Annotated in this window: 13 protein-coding genes and 1 pseudogene; 9 read left to right on the top strand and 5 right to left on the bottom strand. The window is 40.8% G+C overall.

Going from position 1 to position 19801, the window contains the following annotated elements:
* Positions 1 to 237 precede the first annotated feature (237 nt).
* From J4G44_RS10215 to J4G44_RS10195, 5 genes are all read left to right on the top strand, one after another.
* On the top strand, positions 238 to 1380 hold the full coding sequence (locus tag J4G44_RS10215) for an acyl-CoA dehydrogenase family protein (RefSeq protein ID WP_096901859.1): 1143 nt from the start codon (positions 238 to 240) through the stop codon (positions 1378 to 1380).
* Positions 1381 to 1731: 351 nt separating this feature from the next.
* Positions 1732 to 2841 (top strand): prephenate dehydratase, encoded by a 1110-nt coding sequence (gene pheA / locus J4G44_RS10210; protein WP_004972976.1) that lies wholly within the window; start codon positions 1732 to 1734, stop codon positions 2839 to 2841.
* Positions 2842 to 2914: 73 nt separating this feature from the next.
* Entirely contained in the window at positions 2915 to 4006 is a 1092-nt protein-coding gene (gene hisC / locus J4G44_RS10205) for a histidinol-phosphate transaminase (protein WP_180064771.1), read from the top strand.
* Positions 4007 to 4009: 3 nt separating this feature from the next.
* Positions 4010 to 6256: a bifunctional prephenate dehydrogenase/3-phosphoshikimate 1-carboxyvinyltransferase gene (locus J4G44_RS10200; RefSeq protein ID WP_154320591.1), complete on the top strand. Its 2247-nt coding sequence runs from the start codon at positions 4010 to 4012 to the stop codon at positions 6254 to 6256.
* Between the two features lie 135 nt (positions 6257 to 6391).
* Positions 6392 to 6757, top strand: coding sequence for a hypothetical protein (locus J4G44_RS10195; protein ID WP_004972981.1), 366 nt, complete (start codon positions 6392 to 6394; stop codon positions 6755 to 6757).
* 74 nt (positions 6758 to 6831) lie between these two features.
* Here J4G44_RS10195 and J4G44_RS10190 read toward each other — a convergent pair.
* Positions 6832 to 7577 (bottom strand): annotated as a pseudogene (locus J4G44_RS10190) (IS5 family transposase).
* Between the two features lie 450 nt (positions 7578 to 8027).
* Here J4G44_RS10190 and yaaA point away from each other — a divergent pair.
* Complete coding sequence (gene yaaA, locus J4G44_RS10185) at positions 8028 to 8807, top strand: peroxide stress protein YaaA (protein WP_179991061.1); 780 nt, start codon at positions 8028 to 8030, stop codon at positions 8805 to 8807.
* 82 nt (positions 8808 to 8889) lie between these two features.
* Here yaaA and J4G44_RS10180 read toward each other — a convergent pair whose 3' ends face one another.
* The 3 genes from J4G44_RS10180 to J4G44_RS10170 form a co-directional block, all read right to left on the bottom strand.
* Entirely contained in the window at positions 8890 to 10332 is a 1443-nt protein-coding gene (locus J4G44_RS10180) for a cryptochrome/photolyase family protein (RefSeq protein ID WP_207973601.1), read from the bottom strand.
* A gap of 254 nt (positions 10333 to 10586) precedes the next feature.
* Entirely contained in the window at positions 10587 to 11069 is a 483-nt protein-coding gene (slyD, locus tag J4G44_RS10175; protein ID WP_096901865.1) for a peptidylprolyl isomerase, read from the bottom strand.
* A 283-nt stretch (positions 11070 to 11352) separates the two neighbouring features.
* Entirely contained in the window at positions 11353 to 12663 is a 1311-nt protein-coding gene (locus J4G44_RS10170) for a D-alanyl-D-alanine carboxypeptidase family protein (RefSeq protein ID WP_180168768.1), read from the bottom strand.
* Between the two features lie 204 nt (positions 12664 to 12867).
* Between J4G44_RS10170 and J4G44_RS10165 the strand changes: the two genes are divergently transcribed.
* Positions 12868 to 14571: a M61 family metallopeptidase gene (locus J4G44_RS10165; RefSeq protein WP_207973600.1), complete on the top strand. Its 1704-nt coding sequence runs from the start codon at positions 12868 to 12870 to the stop codon at positions 14569 to 14571.
* A 94-nt stretch (positions 14572 to 14665) separates the two neighbouring features.
* On the opposite strand, the gene J4G44_RS10160 is transcribed toward J4G44_RS10165, so the two are convergent.
* Entirely contained in the window at positions 14666 to 15451 is a 786-nt protein-coding gene (locus J4G44_RS10160; protein ID WP_096901872.1) for an rRNA large subunit pseudouridine synthase E, read from the bottom strand.
* A 436-nt stretch (positions 15452 to 15887) separates the two neighbouring features.
* On the opposite strand from J4G44_RS10160, the gene J4G44_RS10155 reads away from it, so the two are divergent.
* Both J4G44_RS10155 and J4G44_RS10150 read left to right on the top strand, forming a co-directional pair.
* A complete protein-coding gene (locus J4G44_RS10155) occupies positions 15888 to 16709 on the top strand; it encodes a PhzF family phenazine biosynthesis protein (protein ID WP_207973599.1) in 822 nt (273 codons plus the stop codon).
* Positions 16710 to 16972: 263 nt separating this feature from the next.
* Positions 16973 to 19789, top strand: coding sequence for a M16 family metallopeptidase (locus J4G44_RS10150; RefSeq protein ID WP_207973598.1), 2817 nt, complete (start codon positions 16973 to 16975; stop codon positions 19787 to 19789).
* The last annotated feature ends 12 nt before the right edge of the window (positions 19790 to 19801 follow it).

Raw genomic sequence — 19801 nt, 5'->3', positions numbered from 1 at the left:
CGAGTTCACACACATCTTTAGTTAGTATACTAGTGTATAAACTTCGGCAACAGTTTGCAGCACTATTCACAGCTTCAGCTTGTACGAGCTGCCACAAGTTTCATTGCATATCTGAAATGACGACTAAAGTTTGACTGTAAAGTAAGACAATCTGTAGGGATAACACATGACAGCCTGTATAAAAATGCATAGCATGGATACTATTGAAAACAACAATTGAAAAATAAAGGATTGGATATGCTGGCTTATGATGCTGATTTAGAATTATTTAGAGATAACTTTCGACGTTTTATGCAGGAGCATATTGCACCGCATTATGCTGCGTGGGAACGTGAGGGCATCATGCCGCGCAGCGTGTGGAATCTGTTAGGTGAAAATGGCTTTTTATGTATTGATGTGCCTGAAGAATATGGCGGCTATGGTGTTCCAACGCATTATTCCCTAATGTTGGTCGAAGAGTCGGCACGTGCAGGTTATAGCGCACTCTCTACAGGTATTTCCTGTCACTCTGAAATCGCTGCGCCGTACATTTTGCATATTGGTACAGAAGAACAAAAACAATACTGGCTGCCTAAAATGGTGTCGGGTGAAGTGGTTGGTGCAATTGGCATGACCGAGCCAGGTGCGGGTTCAGACTTACAAGCCATGCGTACCAACGCCATTTTGCAAGATGATCATTATGTACTGAATGGTTCTAAAACCTTTATTTCTAACGGTCAGCATGCAGACTTAGTGGTTTTGGCAGTAAAAACAGATCCGCAAGCACGTGCCAAAGGCGTGTCGCTCATGTTGGTCGATACTCATTTAGAAGGCTTTAAAAAAGGCACCAATTTGGAAAAAATTGGTTTGCATTCACAAGACACGTCAGAGCTATTCTTTGACAATGTCAAAGTGCCGAAAAATCAATTGTTAGGACAGGCAGGGCATGGTTTTGCCTATTTAATGCAAGAATTGCCACGTGAACGTACTGCGATTGCAGCTACTGCATTGGGTGCTATTCGAGGTTCAATTGATGTGACCACACAATATGTGCAAGAGCGTCAGGCGTTTGGACAAGCCATTGGTCAGTTCCAGAATACCCGTTTTGTTTTGGCACAGGCTAAAATTGATGAATTGGCAACCGCTGCTTTTTATAATCAAAACGTCGAATTGTATATGCAGGGCAAACTGGACGTCGAAACTGCAGCCGCTTTAAAAAGCTTTGCGACAGATATGCAAATGAAAATTGCCGATCAATTGCTGCAACTGTTTGGCGGTTATGGCTATATGACGGAATACCCGATTTCTCGTTTCTTTGTCGATGCGCGAATCCAGCGAATTTACGGTGGAACCAATGAAATTATGAAAGAAATTGTCGCGCGTGGTTTATTGGGGCGTTAAAACAATGCCTAAAAGCCCAATTGAATAAAGATCAAGGATCATCTCCAGAGTCAGCCCAGTGCTGGCTCTTTTTTTATGAATTTGATCAGACTTAAAAGCAATGAGCTGATTGATAATTACACTTAAAAATAAAATTACACCGCTTAGAATTAGAGATGCAAAAAAGAAAAGCATAGTTGCCCAGTTTTAAGCGGTACGTTGTGCAAAGTTGCGGCTTAAATGTATAGATTGGTGATGCTTTGATCAACTGTATGTTTTTAAATCTGAAACACTGAAAGTTGTATTGCGCAACATTTGAAAGCTAACTATTGTTATACTATTTGCAAAATGTTTATGAAGGGCGACATAACAATGATCCAAGACGATCAGAACACAACGACTTCTCTTGATCTCGCTAAAATCCGTGAAGATATTGACTCTGTAGATCAACAGATTCAGCAGCTGATTAACCGTCGAGCACGACTTGCTGAAGCGGTGGCGAAAGCAAAATTTGCAGCAGAAGAGAGCCCGTTGTTTTACCGTCCTGAACGTGAAGCGCAAGTTTTACGTAATGTTATGGAACGCAACGAAGGGCCGTTGTCTGATGTGACCATGGCACGTTTATTCCGTGAAATTATGTCGGCATGTTTGGCACTTGAAGCGCCACAAAGTATTGCGTTTTTAGGGCCAATTGGTACTTATACGCATTCCGCAGTACTTAAACATTTTGGTCAAGATGCGATTGTGCGTCCTTTGCCTACTATTGATGAAGTTTTCCGTGAAGTGGAAGCAGGCAGTGCACACTATGGTTTAGTACCTGTCGAAAACTCATCTGAAGGTGTGGTGAACCATACTTTAGATTGCTTTAAATCATCGCCATTAAATGTGATTGGTGAAGTGGAATTGCGTATTCATCACCAATTCCTTGTGTCAGAAAACACTCGTAAAGACAGCATTAAACAAATTTATGCGCATCAGCAAACTTTGGCACAATGCCGTAAATGGTTAGATGTACATTATCCGGGTGTAGAGCGTGTAGCACTCAGCTCCAATGCAGAAGCAGCACGCCGTATTCGTAATGAATGGCATTCTGCTGCAATTGCTTCTGAAATTGCGGCCAATATTTACGAACTTGAAATTTTACATAGCAATATTGAAGATAACCCAGAAAATACCACACGTTTCTTGGTGATTGGTCGTGAGAAAGTTCCACCTAGTGGCAATGACAAAACTTCATTGTTGGTGTCTGCACATGACCGCGCAGGGGCGTTGCTTGAGATTCTTGCGCCATTTGCGAAGCATAATATTAGCTTGACCAGTATTGAAACACGTCCTGCCTTGCCTGAAAAATGGGCCTATGTATTCTTCATTGACCTAGAAGGGCATGTCGAGCAAGACAATGTCCGTGCAGCGATTGAAGAAATCCGTCCATTGGTGAAAGAAATTCGTGTCTTGGGTTCTTATCCTGCTGCCGTGTTGTAATCGTATTTAATTCAGTGGTGTGCATGTTTGTCATGCGCGCCACATTCACCACCTAGTCAACTGGAAGTGTAAAATGTCGTTTGTCCCAGCCAATGAAGGCATCTCGAAGTTAAAGCCTTATCAACCAGGTAAACCAATCAGTGAACTTGAGCGTGAGTTGGGGATTACAGATATCGTCAAACTTGCTTCAAATGAAAACCCATTGGGCTGTTCAGACAAAGTCAAAGAAGCCGTTGCAGCAGAAATTGCTGAAATTGGTCGCTATCCAGATGGTGGTGGTTTTATTTTAAAAGACCAAATTCAAAAACAATTTGGCTTTGCGCATGACCGTATTACTTTGGGCAATGGTTCAAACGATTTGCTAGAAATGTTTGCTCGCGCATTCGTTTCAGATCAAGATTCAGTGTTGTATAGCCAACACGCCTTTGCAGTATATGCTTTGGTGACGCAAGCGATTAATGCTCAAGCGATTGAAGTGCCTGCCAAAGGTTTTTCACATGACTTGGATGCTATGGCGGCAGCAATTCAAGACAACACCAAGTTAATCTTTATTGCCAACCCAAATAACCCAACAGGCACATGGTTTGAAGAGGCTGAATTTGAAGCCTTTATGCAAAAAGTTCCTGCACGGGTGATTGTGGTATTAGATGAAGCCTATGTGGAATATTTTCCAGAGAACTTCAATAGCCTTAAATTCCTTGAGCAATATCCAAACTTAATCGTGAGCCGTACTTTATCTAAGTGCTATGGTTTGGCGGCGCTGCGCGTTGGTTTTGCTTTAGCTTCTGCAGAAGTGACCGATTATTTAAACCGTATTCGTCAACCATTTAACGTCAATCACTTGGCAATGGTGGCTGCGGTTGCGGCATTAAAAGACGAAGATTTTATCGAAAAATCACGTATTACCAACAAAGCAGGCATGGCGCAATTGGAAGCAGGCTTTAAAGCATTGGGTCTGAATTATGTGCCTTCACGTGCTAACTTTATTTTGGTAGATGTAGAAGCCGATCCGGGTCAAACTTTTAATGCCTTATTGAAAGAAGGTGTAATTGTACGTCCTGTGGGTATTACGACCCATTTACGTGTTTCAATTGGCACAGAAGCAGAAAATGCCAAGTTCCTGCGTGCATTAGCCAAAGTATTGGGCAAGGAAGCGAAGGCATAAAACATGGCGCAACCATTGTTTGAAAAAGTTGCATTTATCGGACTCGGGCTAATAGGCTCGAGTTTGGCACGTGTAATGCTGGCAGAAAACTTAAGTCGGCATATTGTGGCATCGACCCGTTCTGAAAAAACGCTGCAAGATGCTTTGGAATTAGGATTAATTGAACAAGGCTTTAACAATCCTGTAGATGCGGTACAAGGCGCAGATTTAGTGGTGTTGGCGCTACCTGTGCAAGCTACAGAAAAAGTCTTGCGATTAATTCAGCCACATTTGGCAGATAATGTAATTCTGACCGATGTAGGCAGCACCAAAGGCAGTGTCGTGGCTGCAGCCAAAGCGGTTTTTGGAGAACATTTACCTGCAGGTTTTGTACCCGGGCATCCAATTGCTGGGGCAGAGCATACAGGCGTGCATGCAGGCAAGGTTGATTTATTTGCCAATCACAAAGTCATTTTGACACCATTGCCAAGCAGTGCGCCGTGGGCAGTCAATAAACTGATTCAAATGTGGGAAAGCGCCAAAGCCGAAGTAATTTGCATGGATGTGGAAAAACATGATGAGGTATTGGCGTATACCAGTCATCTTCCACATTTAATGGCCTTTAATTTGGTCGAACAATTGGCAAATCGGGAAGATAATTTAGACATTTTCCGCTATGCTGCAGGTGGCTTTCGTGACTTCTCACGTATTGCTGCCAGCGATCCACAAATGTGGCATGACATTTTCTTGGCCAATAAAACTGCATTGTTAAAAGCGGTGGATGGCTTTGAAAGTCAACTCGCGATTATTCGCCAACTGATTGAACAAGAAGACTCGCATGCTTTAATGGGCTTGCTTGGACATGCACAAGCGGCACGACAGCATTTTAATCATATGCTCGCCAAGAAACCTTTTATGGAGAACAATAACGTGACACAACAATTTACGATTTTGCCAGGTGCTAAGACTTTCCAAGGTAAATTTACCGTACCGGGTGACAAATCTGTGTCACATCGTTCAATTATGTTTGGTGCAATTGCCGAAGGCACTACGCATGTGACAGGTTTCCTTGAAGGTGAAGATGCATTGGCGACTTTGCAAGCATTTCGTGATATGGGTGTGAGCATTGAAGGCCCTAAAAATGGTGAGGTCACCATTTATGGCGTAGGTATGCAAGGTTTAAAAGCACCTGCAGGCCCAATTTATATGGGTAACTCAGGCACATCTATGCGTTTGTTGGCAGGCATGTTGTCTGCACAGCAGTTTGATTCTGTTATGACAGGTGATGCGTCACTGACCAAGCGTCCAATGGAACGTATTGCTAAACCATTGCGTGAAATGGGTGCACAAATTCAAACGACGGGTGAACGTGGCACACCGCCAGTATCGATTACAGGTGCGCAAGCGCTGAAAGGTATTCACTATGATTTGCCAATGGCATCTGCACAGGTGAAATCTGGTATTTTATTGGCAGGGCTTTGGGCAGAAGGTGAAACTTCAGTGACTGAGCCTGAACCAACGCGTGACCATACCGAACGTATGTTACGAGCATTTGGTTATGAAGTGAAAACTGAAGGTAACCGTATTTCATTGCAAGGCGGCGGTAAATTGGTGGGTACAGATATTCAAGTACCTTCTGATATTTCATCTGCGGCATTCTTCATGGTGGGTGCAGCCATTACAGAAAATTCAGATGTAACCTTAGAAGCGGTGGGCATTAACCCAACCCGTACAGGTGTGATTGAAATTCTGAAACAAATGGGTGCAGACCTGAGCGTGGAAAATGAACGTATTGCAGGCGGTGAACCAATTGCAGATATTCGTATTCGTGGTTCACGTACTTTAAAAGGGATTCATGTTCCTGAAGATCAAGTGCCATTGGCAATTGATGAATTTCCTGCATTGTTCATTGCTGCAGCTTGTGCTGAAGGTCAAACTGTACTGACAGGTGCTGCAGAATTGCGCGTAAAAGAATCAGACCGTATTCAAGTGATGGCAGATGGTTTAAAAACCATGGGCATTGACTGCACACCAACTGACGATGGCATCATCATTCAGGGTAAAGGCAAAGCAGGCGACTGGTCAGCGATATTTACAGGCGGCGAGATTGAATCACATCATGACCATCGTATCGCCATGAGTTTCTCTATGGCAGGCTTGCGTACTTCTGGTGAAATTAAAATTGTAGGTACAGAAACAGTAGCAACAAGTTTCCCTACCTTTACTGAGCTTGCAGGTGTGGCAGGTCTGAATATTCAAGTGACAGAATAAGCCAAAACGATAGGGGCTGCGATGAAGAGTCGCAAAGCCTAGACTTTATGCTGAAACAGCCAAGCTTTTGCTTGGCTGTTTGCGTTTTATTGCTTATGCTAAACCCATACAAGAAAAAAGCCTTTGGGTTCGAGCATGCGCAAATTAAAATTTATGGCGAATTGTGAAAATAAACAAGAGTTACAAGATTGCACTCTGGCACAGAATTATGTGGCGAATTTACTTTCACAAAACTTATCTCATTATGGCTTTCAAACGTTGCCGCAGAGTGGTGCACAAGTCGCTGTAAGTGTAGATCAACATGCGCTGCCTTTGGCAGTAAACTGTCAAAGCCGTGGTGAAGATGGGCATCTTGTTTGTGAAATTACTTCATACCCAAATGAGGAACAAGACTGGCTAGAACGAATTACCGAGCAAAGTTTATTAAATCAATTGGCGCAAGCGGTAGAAAATACTCTGAAAGAAGACCAATCTTTTAGTGAGTTTGAATGGAAAGGTTAAACCAAGCTGCAAAGACGTTGGATGTTTAAAATTTATACTTGATTTTTAAATTAAAAATAGGGTCTGTTGACATTTCATAAAGGCAGCCACAGATAAATACAAGCTAAGGCAACTGCGCTTCGAAAGTTTCGCTTTAGTTTATCAAACCGTGTAGCAATTCCTCGGAATTGCTACAAACGGCAAAAAGCATTCTCAACTAAGTGTCTGATTTTATATAAATACCAGTCCATATGATCATTACTTGATTTCGTGTTTGATTTCTTCGGTATATTCGCTTTAGCACTTTAATTTTTAATCTGCTCTCTTAATATTTCAGAATCATAGCCTTTATCCATACAGACTATTTCAGTGTCAGTTAAATCTAATTGTTCGACTAAAATAGGGGCAACTTTGACATCATGGGTGGTTCCATCTGAAATAATAAATTCGATCGGGTTACCGTGAGAGTCAATAGCTAAGTGAATTTTAGAACTATTACCCCCAACACTTTTTGAAATATCCTGATTAGGGATTTCTGCTGAATGTTGGTGTGCTCTAACATGAGTAGCATCAATAAATATCCATTCACGATCAGCGTTCTCTGAGAATATTTTAAATATTTTCATTATCTTATCTTTATTAGACCAGCGATTTTACTTTTTAAAAATTGAGTTTGGATTACCAAAAACCTCGGGTAAATCTCTCGAAGGGCATCCTGTTCTAATACGATATAGGATTGCCTCAAAAAAATTTCTCAAATTTGATTTGAGATAAATATTAAAATTGCGAGAATAGCTTTTAACTTAGACCAGTGTTGATCATTCAACATTGTACGAGGTATAGCGAGTAGTGAATTTGGTTTGGCGATTGAATTTTACTATCTCGCTATTTTTTTATACAGCAAATGTCAACAGATCCTATTCATTTTTTAATTGAAATGTCATCTAAATGACACATCGCAACCGTATATTAAGCAGCAAGAACAATACAACAAAATAATTTTTATTTAACCCGCTTAATTTGGGAGAGTTAAGTGGGTTTTTTATTGCCTAGAGAAATGTTGCAAGTACTATAAAAAAAATAAGCTCAACTGATCAGAGTGAATCAATGTTTTTTTAAAGCAGACACTGAAATAAAAGCACCTCAGCCTCCACGTTGGATTGATCTAAGAGATCATCTTCTAGCAATACAACGCAACGTGTTTTTCCGATAGGGTTAAACAAAAACACGCATTGGAGTTTGTTGAAAGCTGCTGCTATAGTGAGCGCAGTATTTTTTATTTAGGTGGTTTATGCTCGCTTTAATTTCTCCAGCCAAGACTTTAGATTATGAAACTGCATTACCAAGCGATGAATATACTCAACCTAGATTACTTCAACATTCACAAGAGTTAATTGATGTAGCACGTAAACTTTCTGCTACAGAAATTGCCAGTTTAATGAGTGTGAGTGAAAAAATTGCCACTTTAAATGTCGAGCGTTTTCGTGACTGGCAAGCAGAATTTGATCTTGCCAATGCGCGTCAGGCCATGTTTGCTTTTAAAGGTGATGTGTACACAGGCTTAGATGCTTATAGTTTGTCTGCTGCAGATATTGAGTTTGCTCAACAACACCTGCGTATGCTTTCTGGCTTATATGGCTTATTGCGTCCATTGGATTTAATGATGCCGTATCGTTTGGAAATGGGCACTAAGTTGCATAATGCGCGCGGTGAAAATTTGTATCGTTTCTGGGGCGATATCATCACCAATTTAATTAACCAAGATTTAAAACATAACCAGTCGGCATTATTGGTGAATCTAGCTTCCGATGAATATTATAAGTCGGTGCAGGAAGCAAAAATTCAGGCTGAAATTATTAAACCTGTATTTTTAGATCAGAAAAATGGTAAATATAAAGTCATCAGTTTTTATGCCAAAAAAGCCCGTGGTTTGATGGCACGTTTTATCATCGAGAATAAATTAGAACGCGCAGAAGACTTAAAAGCATTCAATAGTGAAGGTTATTATTTCGATGCAGACAGTTCTTTAAAAGGCGAATTGGTCTTTAAACGTGACGAGCAAGCCGCCTAACTGTCGGTTTAATCGTTGAATCTCCCATCATGCTAACCTATGGCAGATGGGGGCGAGACTGACCAATCTCCTGTTTGTACTCTTAAAGCTGTTTAAAGGCTTCAATGGCACGTAAACGGCTGAGCTTTAAATCTACAATTGGATGAGGATAATCCAGTTTTAGGTTTGGATTTTTCACATACGGTTCATGAATGTTTTTGGCATCTAAATGTGCCAGCTCAGGTAGCCATGTGCGAATATAATCACCATTGGGGTCAAACTTTTGTGATTGGCTTACTGGGTTGAAAATCCGAAAATAGGGCACTGCATCTGTACCAGTTGAGGCACACCATTGCCAGCCACCGTTATTGGCAGCCAAATCACCATCAATTAAATGTTGCATAAACCACTGTTCGCCCAAGCGCCAGTCAATCAATAAGTTTTTACACAGAAACATCGCGCAAATCATTCTGACTCGATTATGCATCCAGCCCTTTTGTAAAAGTTGCTGCATACCTGCATCCACAATGGGGATGCCTGTTTTTCCTTGCTGCCATGCTGCTAAACCAGCAGAATCATTGCGCCACGCCACTTGTGTGGTCTGATCTTTAAAAGGACGGTGCTTGGAAACTTTGGAATAATCAAACAAAATATGTTGATAAAACTCACGCCAAAGTAATTCATCTAACCAAGTTTGTTGTCCTACATTTTCGAGATGAAAATGCCCTTGTGAATGAGCAAAAACCGCAGCCAGACATTGCCGAATGGAGAGAATGCCACAGTTTAAATACGCAGATAATTGGCTGGTACCAGACAACGCAGGAAAATCACGCTGTTGCTGATAATCGTGCATTTTTTCACGTGTAAAATCATCCAACAAGTGATGTGCATGTTGTTCCGTGACTGCCCATAAGTTTTGTTGTGCCGTTGGAAGCGGGTCGAAACCTAAGTGTTCTAAACTTGGCACTGTAGAGAGATATTGTTTAGGAAGTTGGATGGGTAGTTGTGGTTGCGGCAGAGGAAAGCAACGCGGAATACTGACATTCAACTGTTGATAGGCATACTTTTTAAATGCGCTGAATACCTGATACGGTTTCATGCTCTGATTGCGCACCGTACCCACAGGAAAAAGCGTGCGGTCATGGTACAAAACCAAATCCTGACCGTGTTGGTTCAAGGTTTGTTGAACTTCAAGATCACGTTTTAGCTCATTCACTCCTAATTCAATATTGGCATAAATATTTTGAATCGGATGTGAGTCTTTTAATGTTTGGCATAGTTGGAGCAGTGTTTGTGCAATGTCAGCCCAAGATGGTGTAATTTGAACAATCAGTGGGATATTGAGTTGTGCGAGTTCGTCTTTTAGTGCATTTAATTGACGCAAGTAAAAGTCAATTTTAATGGGCGCATCGTGATGTAAACGATATTGCTGAGGCGAAAGAATCACTACGCCAATACAAGCTCCTACTTGGCTAGCATGCCAAAGTGCGGTGTGATCTGAAATTCTTAAATCTTGTCGGAACCAAACTAAATTATAGTTTTGCATGGGAAGAATGCTTGATGTGAGCGCTAGAAAGGTGACTTCATTATAAGCATGACTGGGTAAAATTGTCTTAAATGTGAAGGATTTATTTGACCAATAAAACAACAATGTGCTGTGTTGATTTTTCCTATAATGATCTTTCCGCAATAGTCTGCCTGAAAGGATCTTTCAGTCATGTGCTTATCCTGAATTTTAGAATGACAAACAAAAAAGGCAAAGTAAAAATACTTTGCCTTTTGCTTCGATCAATACTGATCTTAGTGGTGATGACCACCCGCACCGTGTACGTGACCGTGATCTAATTCTTCTTGAGAAGCTTCACGGATTTCAATGATTTCAACTTCAAACGTTAAATCTTGACCAGCAAGTGGGAAGTTTGCATCAACAATTACGTTGTCGCCTTCAACTGCTTTTACAGTTACGATTTGAACGCCATCATCAGTTTGCGCTTGGAATTGCATGCCTGCTTGGATGTTGTCTACACCTTGGAACATTTGTGCAGGAACTTCTTGTACTAAGTCTGGGTTGTATTCGCCATAACCTTCAGCTGCAGGTACGTTTACAGTAAATTTTTCACCTACTGTTTTACCTTCTAACGCTTTTTCTAAACCAGGGATGATATTACCTGCACCATGCAAATAGGCAAGTGGTTCACCTTGAGATTTGTCGAGAGTTTCACCCTCTGCGTTAGTCAATGTGTAGTGGAAAGAAACCACGAGGTCATTTGCAATAGCAGTCATGTTATTGATCCATTCAATTTTTTAAGGGTACATCATAAAGTGAAACGTGGAATTTGTTATAGACATTTCTGCAAATTCTTCACTTTTCCGAGTTTTTTATGACATTTTTTAGTTAATCGGGGCAATTTTTATAATTTCAATGCAAATTTGTGCGTCATACCTATAAATTTGCAGATTTTATTGCAGGCTCATTTTAAGCCCTTTGTATGATGTGTAGATGACAATAAAAAAGATGGGACATTGCCCATCTTGGTGATATTTAATTCTTGAGGATCATCGGCTTCTAACCGAGTGAAGTTTTCTCATCTTCTACAGGTTGATGGCTAAAGAAATTAAACAAACTGCCAAACCACATCATGATTCTTTCAAAAATATTGGCTTCAACAATGTTGACCTGTTCTTCAATTGCAAAGCTGTTAATCAATTGATTATTTTGATAAACGTGTACGGTTGCCAGTTTCATAACCTGTGCCAATGGCGCAGTCAGTAACTTTTCAGACAATTCAATATTGACATGCGTTTGTGTACGCTGTGCAGGTTCAAGTGTTTCTAATTCGCCCTGTGCATTCGTAAGTTGTAGACGTTGAGTGCTTTGATCAAACTGCGCCAAGTTAATTGCATGTGGCTGTTCATACAGTGATGTCGTTACAAACTTTGGCTGACTGCTTTCAATCTTAAACATGCGTAAGGTCGATTTCACCACAGGCAATTCTGCAATCATTTGTTTGGGTTTAATCGCGACTTCATTACGGGTATAGCTATAAGCTAAATTTAATAATTGATGTGCCACTTCAGCACGTTTTTGCGCACTCTTGGTTCCCATCACCACCACCACTAAACGACGCTCAGGTGCAGCACTATCCAATGTTGGGCGGTTTGCAGTTAAGGCAAGGTTGTAGCCTGCAGCTTTGGTGAAGCCTGTTTTTAACCCATCTACACTTGGGTCTTGTTTTAATAATATATTGGTCGCACGGTGAAAGTGCTGATTGTAGGTAAAACTAGTTTGTTTTGAATAAGCCAAATAATCGGGTGTTTCAGTCACTATCGCTTGTGCTAAACGTGCCATATCTGCCGCAGAAGAATAATGACTAGGCATAGTCACACCAGACGGATTCTGAAAATGTGTGTCTTGCATACCCAAAGCTTGCGCTTCCTGATTCATTCGGGCAATAAACTGCGGCACACCACCTGCAACACGTTCACCTAAAGTGAGTGCAGCATCGTTAGCAGACATAATAATTAAGCCTGCCAATAATTGATCTACCGAAATCTGCTCACCTGCTTTTAGATACATTTGTGATTCATCCCACATCACTTGTTCTACCACAGGTGTTGCGGTCAAAATTTCATGTCGGTCTAATTTACCTGCCTGAATATCTTTCAGCACAATATAAGCCACCATCATTTTAGTGAGTGAAGCAGGTGCACGTTGTACGTGACTATTGTGTTCTGCAATCACTTGCCCAGATTGTGGGTCTAAAATTGCCCATGCTTCGGCTTCGACACTTTCAGCTTGAATATTCAATAATGCGGCATGCGTGATTGCGCTGCAGAGCCAGCAGAGCGCCGCAATCAGATAGATAACACGTTTCAAAGAAGTTCCTTATTTACACCAATCCATTGGTGTCACAATGGTTTTAAGCAGCAAAAACAATAACAATTGACTAGGGAATGCTATGCCTTTTTTGCTCAGATGGCTACCCATAAATGCAGACAAATCTCGTCTTGACGCATCAAATGCTAAAAAAATGTTAAGCTTGTGGCCAAGTTCTTATTTATACATTTTGTATTGCCCATTATGTTGCATTATCAAATCGAATTTGACGATTATCGTCAGCATCTTATGCATGTCACCGTGCGTTTTTTGGCTAATCCTACTCAGGTTTTATCTCTACCCACTTGGATTCCAGGCAGCTATTTAATTCGTGAATTTTCCAAACATCTTGAGTCGGTACGTGCTTATGATGAAGCGGGGCGTATCCTCAAAATTCAGAAATTTGAAAAGAATAAATGGCGCTTATTTAACACCGATCATGAATTGATTACGGTGGAATATGATGTCTACGCTTATGATTTGTCAGTGCGTGGCGCTTATGTCGATCAAACCCGTTTATACGTCAATCCTGCCTGTGCCTGTTTGGGCTTAGATGGGCAAGAAGATAAAGCTATTGAAGTTGAATTATTTTTACCAGACGAGCTGAAGCATTTTCAGCTTGCGACAGGTTTGGCAGCAAAAAGTTTGGTAAAAGGGCGTTATACCTTAAAAGCCAAAAACTATGCCGAACTGATTGATGCACCGTTTGAATTGGCAGAACAAACTCGTTTTAGTTTTACCGCAGCAGATATTCCACATGAATTTGTGGTTTCGGGTAAACATGCAATGAATGCTGCACGTATGCAGCAAGATATTGAAAAAATCTGTGCCACGCAAATTGCTATGTTTGGTTCTGCGCCATTTGCAAACTATACCTTTATGACCATGGTAACAGGCAATAGCTATGGTGGCTTAGAACATCCAAACAGTACCAGTTTAATTACACCGCGTGATGATTTGCCGAAAGCTAACGAGCCTGAACAACCCTCTAAAGATTATCAGCGCTTTTTAGGTCTGTGCAGCCATGAGTATTTTCACAGTTGGTTGGTGAAATTCATTCGTCCTGAAAATTTTGTGAATTATGACCTGAATCAGGAAGGTTATACGTCACTGTTATGGATTTTTGAAGGCTTTACGTCTTATTACGATGATCTGTTATTGCTACGCAGCGGTGTGATTGATCAGGCGTCTTATTTGGAGCTGCTCAAAGCACAAATTAATCGTTATTTGCAAAACCCGGGTCGTGCGATTCAAACGGTGGCAGAATCCAGTTTTGATGCTTGGGTCAAGTTCTATCGTCAAGATGAAAACTCGAACAATGCAGGAACCAGCTACTATAACAAAGGCTGTTTGGTGGCTTTATGTTTAGATTTGGGCTTGCGTTTACGTGGTTCAAGCTTAGATACCTTAATGCAGAAATTGTACGCTAATGCGCAACAGGGCATTCAAGTGCATGAGCGCACCATCTTTGATTTATGCAAAGAATTAACTGGGGATGATTGGTCGGAGCAAATCCACCATTTAATCAACACGACTGATGAATTGCCGCTCGATCAGTTATTGCCTGAGTTCGGGATTGATTATCAGCTAAAACAGGATAAGTCTTTGCCATTTGGTTTGAAATTGGCAGATAAACCTGAAGGGGTATTGGTACAAACTGCACATCGTCAGGGTTCAGCGGCAAAAGCGGGACTTTCTGCGCATGATGTGATTATTGCGATTGATGGTTTAAAAGCTACGGTAAAATCCCTTGAGCGATATGCCAAACAGGATGCAATTTATACTGTTCATGCTTTCCGCCGTGATGAGTTGATGACTTTTGAGCTAAATGCTGCGCAGATTGAATTGCCAGAAGTGGTATTAAATGTTACAGATCAGGCAAAAGTAGAGCAGTGGTTGAAAGGTTGATTTAAAGTTTAATTTAAAATTCAGCTAAAAAAAATGGATGTTTCGGCATCCATTTTTGTATTTTGAACAAGTTGAGTTTTGACTCACCAACTCATTAACGTGCCCGACGTCCACGGCTTTTGGTATTAGGGCGTGTAGTACCATTGGTCTTACGACGAGGTTTCTCACTTTCTTCCATTTGCCAAATACGTGGCGTACCTGATTTTTTCTTGGTAGTGCCATCTTTATTTTTCTTTTGATGGATTGGCTTGCCACCCGTACCACCAGGTTTTTTCACATACGAACGCGAGCGATACGGTTCAGCAGCAGGCACATCTTTAAAATCAGGATACAACAACGGTTCGATTTCTTTAGTTTCACCGGGTTGTAAACCCAATTGTACCAAGTCAATTGAACCAATTTTGGTGCGGATTAAACGCAAAGTTGGAAAACCAACCGCAGCCGTCATACGACGCACTTGGCGGTTGCGACCTTCACAAATTGAAATTTCAATCCACGAAGTAGGTACAGAAGCACGGAAACGTACAGGAGGATCACGCTCCCACAACCATTCAGGCTCATCGACTTTATACGCTTGCGCAGGCAAAGTCATGCCATCTTTCAGTTCCACGCCTTTACGCAATTGTGCCAAGGCATCTTCAGTGACATCACCATCGACTTGAACCAAATAGGTTTTGTATTTTTTATTGGCTGGATTGGTAATAAACTGATTCAAGCCGCCATGATCAGTCAAGAACACCAAGCCTTCCGAATCCATATCTAAACGACCAGCTAAACGTAAGTCTGGATCATCAACAAAAGCCGACATGGTGAGATGTTTTTCATCTTCACGGAATTGAGAGAGAACGTCATATGGTTTATTTAAGATGACGATTTTCATAAGAAATGCTTCTTTAAATTCAATAAATTGGGAAAATTGAGAGTATTTAAAAGGAAAAACGGGCGATTTCCAATTAAATCGCAAATACAGTGCGTTTGAGATGGCTCTATTATGCGATAAGAATGGGGGAAAGTATTGCTTATTGATAAATATTTTTTTGGTGTGCTTGCCAAAATGAGCAGCAGTATCACAACGATTAAAAACTAGAAAGCTAAGCGCTAAAAAAGCCCAATGTTGGGCTAAAGAAGACAGCTTTTACAAACTTGGCATCACAGCCAATAACATACTTCCCTGATACTACTGCTCGCTTTATGCCGAATTAGTCCAAAATCAACCCGCTTGGCAGATTGAAAGTACAGAAATTGGCTAGGCACTTATAGTGAAAAGAACTTAAGATGAAATAAGTGTATATATTTTTAGGATCATGAGTTCATTAATGAAAATTTACCAAGTCGATGCTTTTAGCCATGAATTATTTAAAGGCAATCCTGCTGCCGTACTTGTTAGTAAAACATGGTTAGCCGATGATTTAATGCAAAATATCGCATTGGAAAATAATCTGTCTGAAACCGCTTTTGTCAAAATGATAGATGCGGAAAACTTTGAAATTCGCTGGTTTACACCCACAACAGAAGTCGATTTTTGTGGACATGCTACACTTGCCAGCAGCTTTGTTTTATTTAAGGATTATACCGAGGCAAAGACAATTCAATTTCATGTGAAAAATTTGGGGATTTTTACAGTTCAGCAACAGCAAGATGGCAAAATTTGCATGAATTTCCCGATTCGTGCTGCACAGCAAGTTACAGATTATCCCGACATTTTGCGTCAAGCGTTAACTAAACCGTTTAAAAACGTCTATATCAATGCTCAAGCCTATATTGTGGAATATGAATCGGTACAAGATGTGCTAGATGAACAGCCTAATCTTGAATTATTAAAACAATTGGGACAATTGCGCACAGCCATTACGGCGCAGTCGAGTGATGATGTTGCGATTACTGCTTCTAAAAATGCACAGTATGACTGTGTGTCGCGTTATTTCGCACCCGCTATGGGCATTGCAGAAGACCCTGTTACAGGCTCAATTCATACTGCAATTGCACCACTTTGGGCAGAAAAATTGCAGCAAACCGAACTTGTGGCATATCAGGCTTCTGCCCGAGGTGGCATACTGTATTGCAAGATGTTGCCTAATGGTCGTATCGAAATTTCAGGTTATGCACAGCTATATTTGCAGGGCGAAATCATGATTTAAACTATGTCCTGCATTAGATTTCTTTCATCCTTTAAAAATGATCAAATGCATAGTCAAATTTACGATCGATCATTGCTTTATTTTTGTCATATTAAGTTTTCATCTTTCTTTATTGGAAAAAAGCTGAGATGAGAGTAGTTTGCAAGTTTTGCTTGGTTTAAATCATATATTTTGCAAATTTTTACGGTTGATTTAATCGCAGCTTGGTATGCTGTTAAGCTCAAGTTGAAAATTGCCATTTTCGATGGCAAATCAAAAATAGAATGAAATCAATCGGGAAAAAGAAGTTGCTACGTTTTAAAACCCTCACTTTATCTTTATGTGTACTGGCATTTAATGGCGTGATTTTCGCGCAGCCAGTTTTAGTAAAATCTAAGCAAGAAATACAAGAATATCAACTTGATAATGGCTTAAAAGTCATTTTGGCACCCAATCAGAAAGAAAATAAAGTCTTTATGAATATGGTGTATTTAACGGGTTCATTGAATGATCCACAAGGCAAAGGTGGTTTGGCACACTTGTTGGAACATTTGGCATTTAAAGGTACAGAAAACGTACCTGCCGAGGAGTTTCAGCGCCGTTTAGATCAATATAGTTTAATGCACAATGCCAGCACCGACTATTACTCCACTAAATACACCAACATCATTCGTCCTGAAACTCGCGCCGTCAATGAGATGATTTATCTTGAAGCGGAACGCATGGATAAATTGGTCATGCAGGAAAAATATGTGCCTGCCGAAATTGCGATTGTAAAGCGTGAACGCGAAGTGCGTATGGATCAACCGTTTTCAGTCTTGTTAGATCAGGTGTGGAAATCGGCCTATGGCAATCAGTATTTCGGACGCTTACCCATTGGCGATTTAAATGAACTGCAATCCATTAAAATGCAGGAGTTAAATCAATTTTATCGCACATGGTACGCGCCGAATAATGCCATTTTAGTGATGACAGGCAAGTTTGATCAGGCAGCGGTGTTAAAACAAATTGATCAACATTTTAGTCCAATTGCAGCACGACAAATTCCCAAACAAGTACAAGTGCCACGATTAGACAGCAACAAAATTCAGCAACGAAATTTTGTGGTACAAAAGGGCAGTCAACTGGCCAAGTTTAATCTGTATTTAAATGGCAATGACGAAAAGATCAAAACCGCTTTGGTGCTGTCACCATATTTACATACATTGCAACCGAGTGGGCATTTGTATCAAGCACTGGTAGAAACAGGCAAAAGTACCATGGTGCAGTCCAGCACATGGTTAGATCAAGATTTTAATTTGGTGTTGATGGGGGCTTTGTATGCACCCAATCACGATGCCAAGCAAGTACAAACTGGCTTGAATCAAAGCATCGAACAGGCAAAAAACTTTGATGATGCTGAGTTACAACGCGTCAAAAACCTGATTCAAAATCAGGCAGACAGTGTGATGAATGATGCGGTGGCTTTGGGTGGTCGCTTGAGTGATTATGCTGTGGCTTATCAGGGTGATTGGACACAATATTGGCGTGATTTAAACAATATTCAACAGTTAAATGCAGATGAACTAAATCAGCGTTTAAAACAGTTCTTCACTGCACAGCATCGGGTCATTGGCGATATTCAGCCCACACCTGAAGATCAAAAACAGGCACTCACAGCAAAAAATAATCTAAATACAGCAAAAACTTTAGATCAGCAAGATACACCTGTTACACCTTTGAAAGATGTGAAAAGTTATCAGCAAGAAGTGACAGACTATGTGCAAAAATCTAAACAAGCTTTGATTAAAAATGAAAAAAAGATTCAGCGTGGCAGCTTAAAAAATGGTGCCAAATATGCATTATTTCCAACTTCAACGCGTGATGATAAAACCTATGCGACCATTTCGGTGAATTTTGGTACGGCACAATCTTTATTTAAGCAGGGCGAAATTCTGGATTTAACCGCGTATTTGCTGCTGCGTGCATCTCAAGAGCATAGTTTGCAAGACATTGCCGATCAATCGATTGCTGCAGGGGGTTCTGCTTTTGCCCAAGCCGATGGCAACGCAATTCATATTCAAATTGTGGCGAAAAAAGAAAAGTTTAACGCATTTTTTAATTTTGTTTTAGATGTCATGCAAAACCCAAGTTTTGAGCAAAGTCAGTTTGATTTAATTCGTTCTCAAAGTTTATCCAGTTTAGAGCGACCTTATACCGAGCCTGAAACTGTGGCAGCTTTGACTATGGCGCGTTTAATTGAAATTTACCCGCAGGGCGATTTACGTTATCACTTCGAGCCTGAATTTGCGAAGCAACAACTACAAGCTGCAACCCAAGCGCAGGTGCAGCAGTTATATCGTCAATTTTTTGCCATGAATCATGCACAGATTGCCATTACAGGTGAGTTTGATCCGAAACAAATCAAAAAAACTTTAGTTCAGCGTTTGGGGCAATCGCGTAATACGGAAGTGTATCAACGCTTAGATTCAGCCTATACGGCATATCCTGCGAAAAAGTTGCATGTATTGGCAGAACAGCGCGAATTTGGCAGTTATCAAAGTTTATTGACCTTGCCTTTGGGCGTAAATCATCCTGACACACCTGCCATGATGGTGCTGAGTTATATTTTGGGCGAATCGCAATTGTCTTCACGTTTGGCGCAAGAATTACGTGAAAAAAATGCATTGGTTTATGGTTTTAGTAGTGGTTTGAGTTTAAGTGAATTTGAACAATCGGGTGCGCTCAGTATTTCTGCGCGATACAGTGCAGGCAAGTCGGCTCAAGTGTCACAGGCGGTGCATAAAGTGTTGCAGGAATTGCGCCGTGATGGTGTCAGCTTGCAAGAAGTTGAAGCTGCAAAAGCCGATATTTTGAAAAAACGTGTGACTGCCTTAGAAGATGAACGCAGTATCCACCGTATGTTGGTACCGCAATTAGAACAAGGTCGTGATTTACGTTACCGTGAGCGACGTGATCAAGCGTTAGCAAAACTCAGCAAAGCCGATGTAGATGCTGTGATTCAGAAATATTTACGCTTAGAACATTTGCTTGAAGTAGCCGCCGATCAATATGGTCAAGCCAATGTTGAGGTGCTGCCGTTAAAGCCGCAGTCTAAATAAAGATTCAATTTA

It is taken from the genome of Acinetobacter towneri, from assembly GCF_017498585.1.
In the GTDB taxonomy this organism is placed as follows: Bacteria; Pseudomonadota; Gammaproteobacteria; order Pseudomonadales; family Moraxellaceae; genus Acinetobacter; species Acinetobacter towneri.
The sequence above is the reverse complement of the archived record's forward strand: the minus strand, read 5'-3'. Positions and strand labels throughout refer to the sequence as shown.

Excerpts from the sequence above, each read along its gene's own strand:
- J4G44_RS10215 (WP_096901859.1), top strand. The coding sequence starts at position 238 with ATGCTGGCTTATGATGCTGATTTAGAATTATTTAGAGATAACTTTCGA.
- pheA (WP_004972976.1), top strand. The coding sequence starts at position 1,732 with ATGATCCAAGACGATCAGAACACAACGACTTCTCTTGATCTCGCTAAA.
- hisC (WP_180064771.1), top strand. The coding sequence starts at position 2,915 with ATGTCGTTTGTCCCAGCCAATGAAGGCATCTCGAAGTTAAAGCCTTAT.
- J4G44_RS10200 (WP_154320591.1), top strand. The coding sequence starts at position 4,010 with ATGGCGCAACCATTGTTTGAAAAAGTTGCATTTATCGGACTCGGGCTA.
- J4G44_RS10195 (WP_004972981.1), top strand. The coding sequence starts at position 6,392 with ATGCGCAAATTAAAATTTATGGCGAATTGTGAAAATAAACAAGAGTTA.
- yaaA (WP_179991061.1), top strand. The coding sequence starts at position 8,028 with ATGCTCGCTTTAATTTCTCCAGCCAAGACTTTAGATTATGAAACTGCA.
- J4G44_RS10180 (WP_207973601.1), bottom strand. The coding sequence starts at position 10,332 with ATGCAAAACTATAATTTAGTTTGGTTCCGACAAGATTTAAGAATTTCA.
- slyD (WP_096901865.1), bottom strand. The coding sequence starts at position 11,069 with ATGACTGCTATTGCAAATGACCTCGTGGTTTCTTTCCACTACACATTG.
- J4G44_RS10165 (WP_207973600.1), top strand. The coding sequence starts at position 12,868 with ATGTTGCATTATCAAATCGAATTTGACGATTATCGTCAGCATCTTATG.
- J4G44_RS10160 (WP_096901872.1), bottom strand. The coding sequence starts at position 15,451 with ATGAAAATCGTCATCTTAAATAAACCATATGACGTTCTCTCTCAATTC.
- J4G44_RS10155 (WP_207973599.1), top strand. The coding sequence starts at position 15,888 with ATGAAAATTTACCAAGTCGATGCTTTTAGCCATGAATTATTTAAAGGC.
- J4G44_RS10150 (WP_207973598.1), top strand. The coding sequence starts at position 16,973 with ATGAAATCAATCGGGAAAAAGAAGTTGCTACGTTTTAAAACCCTCACT.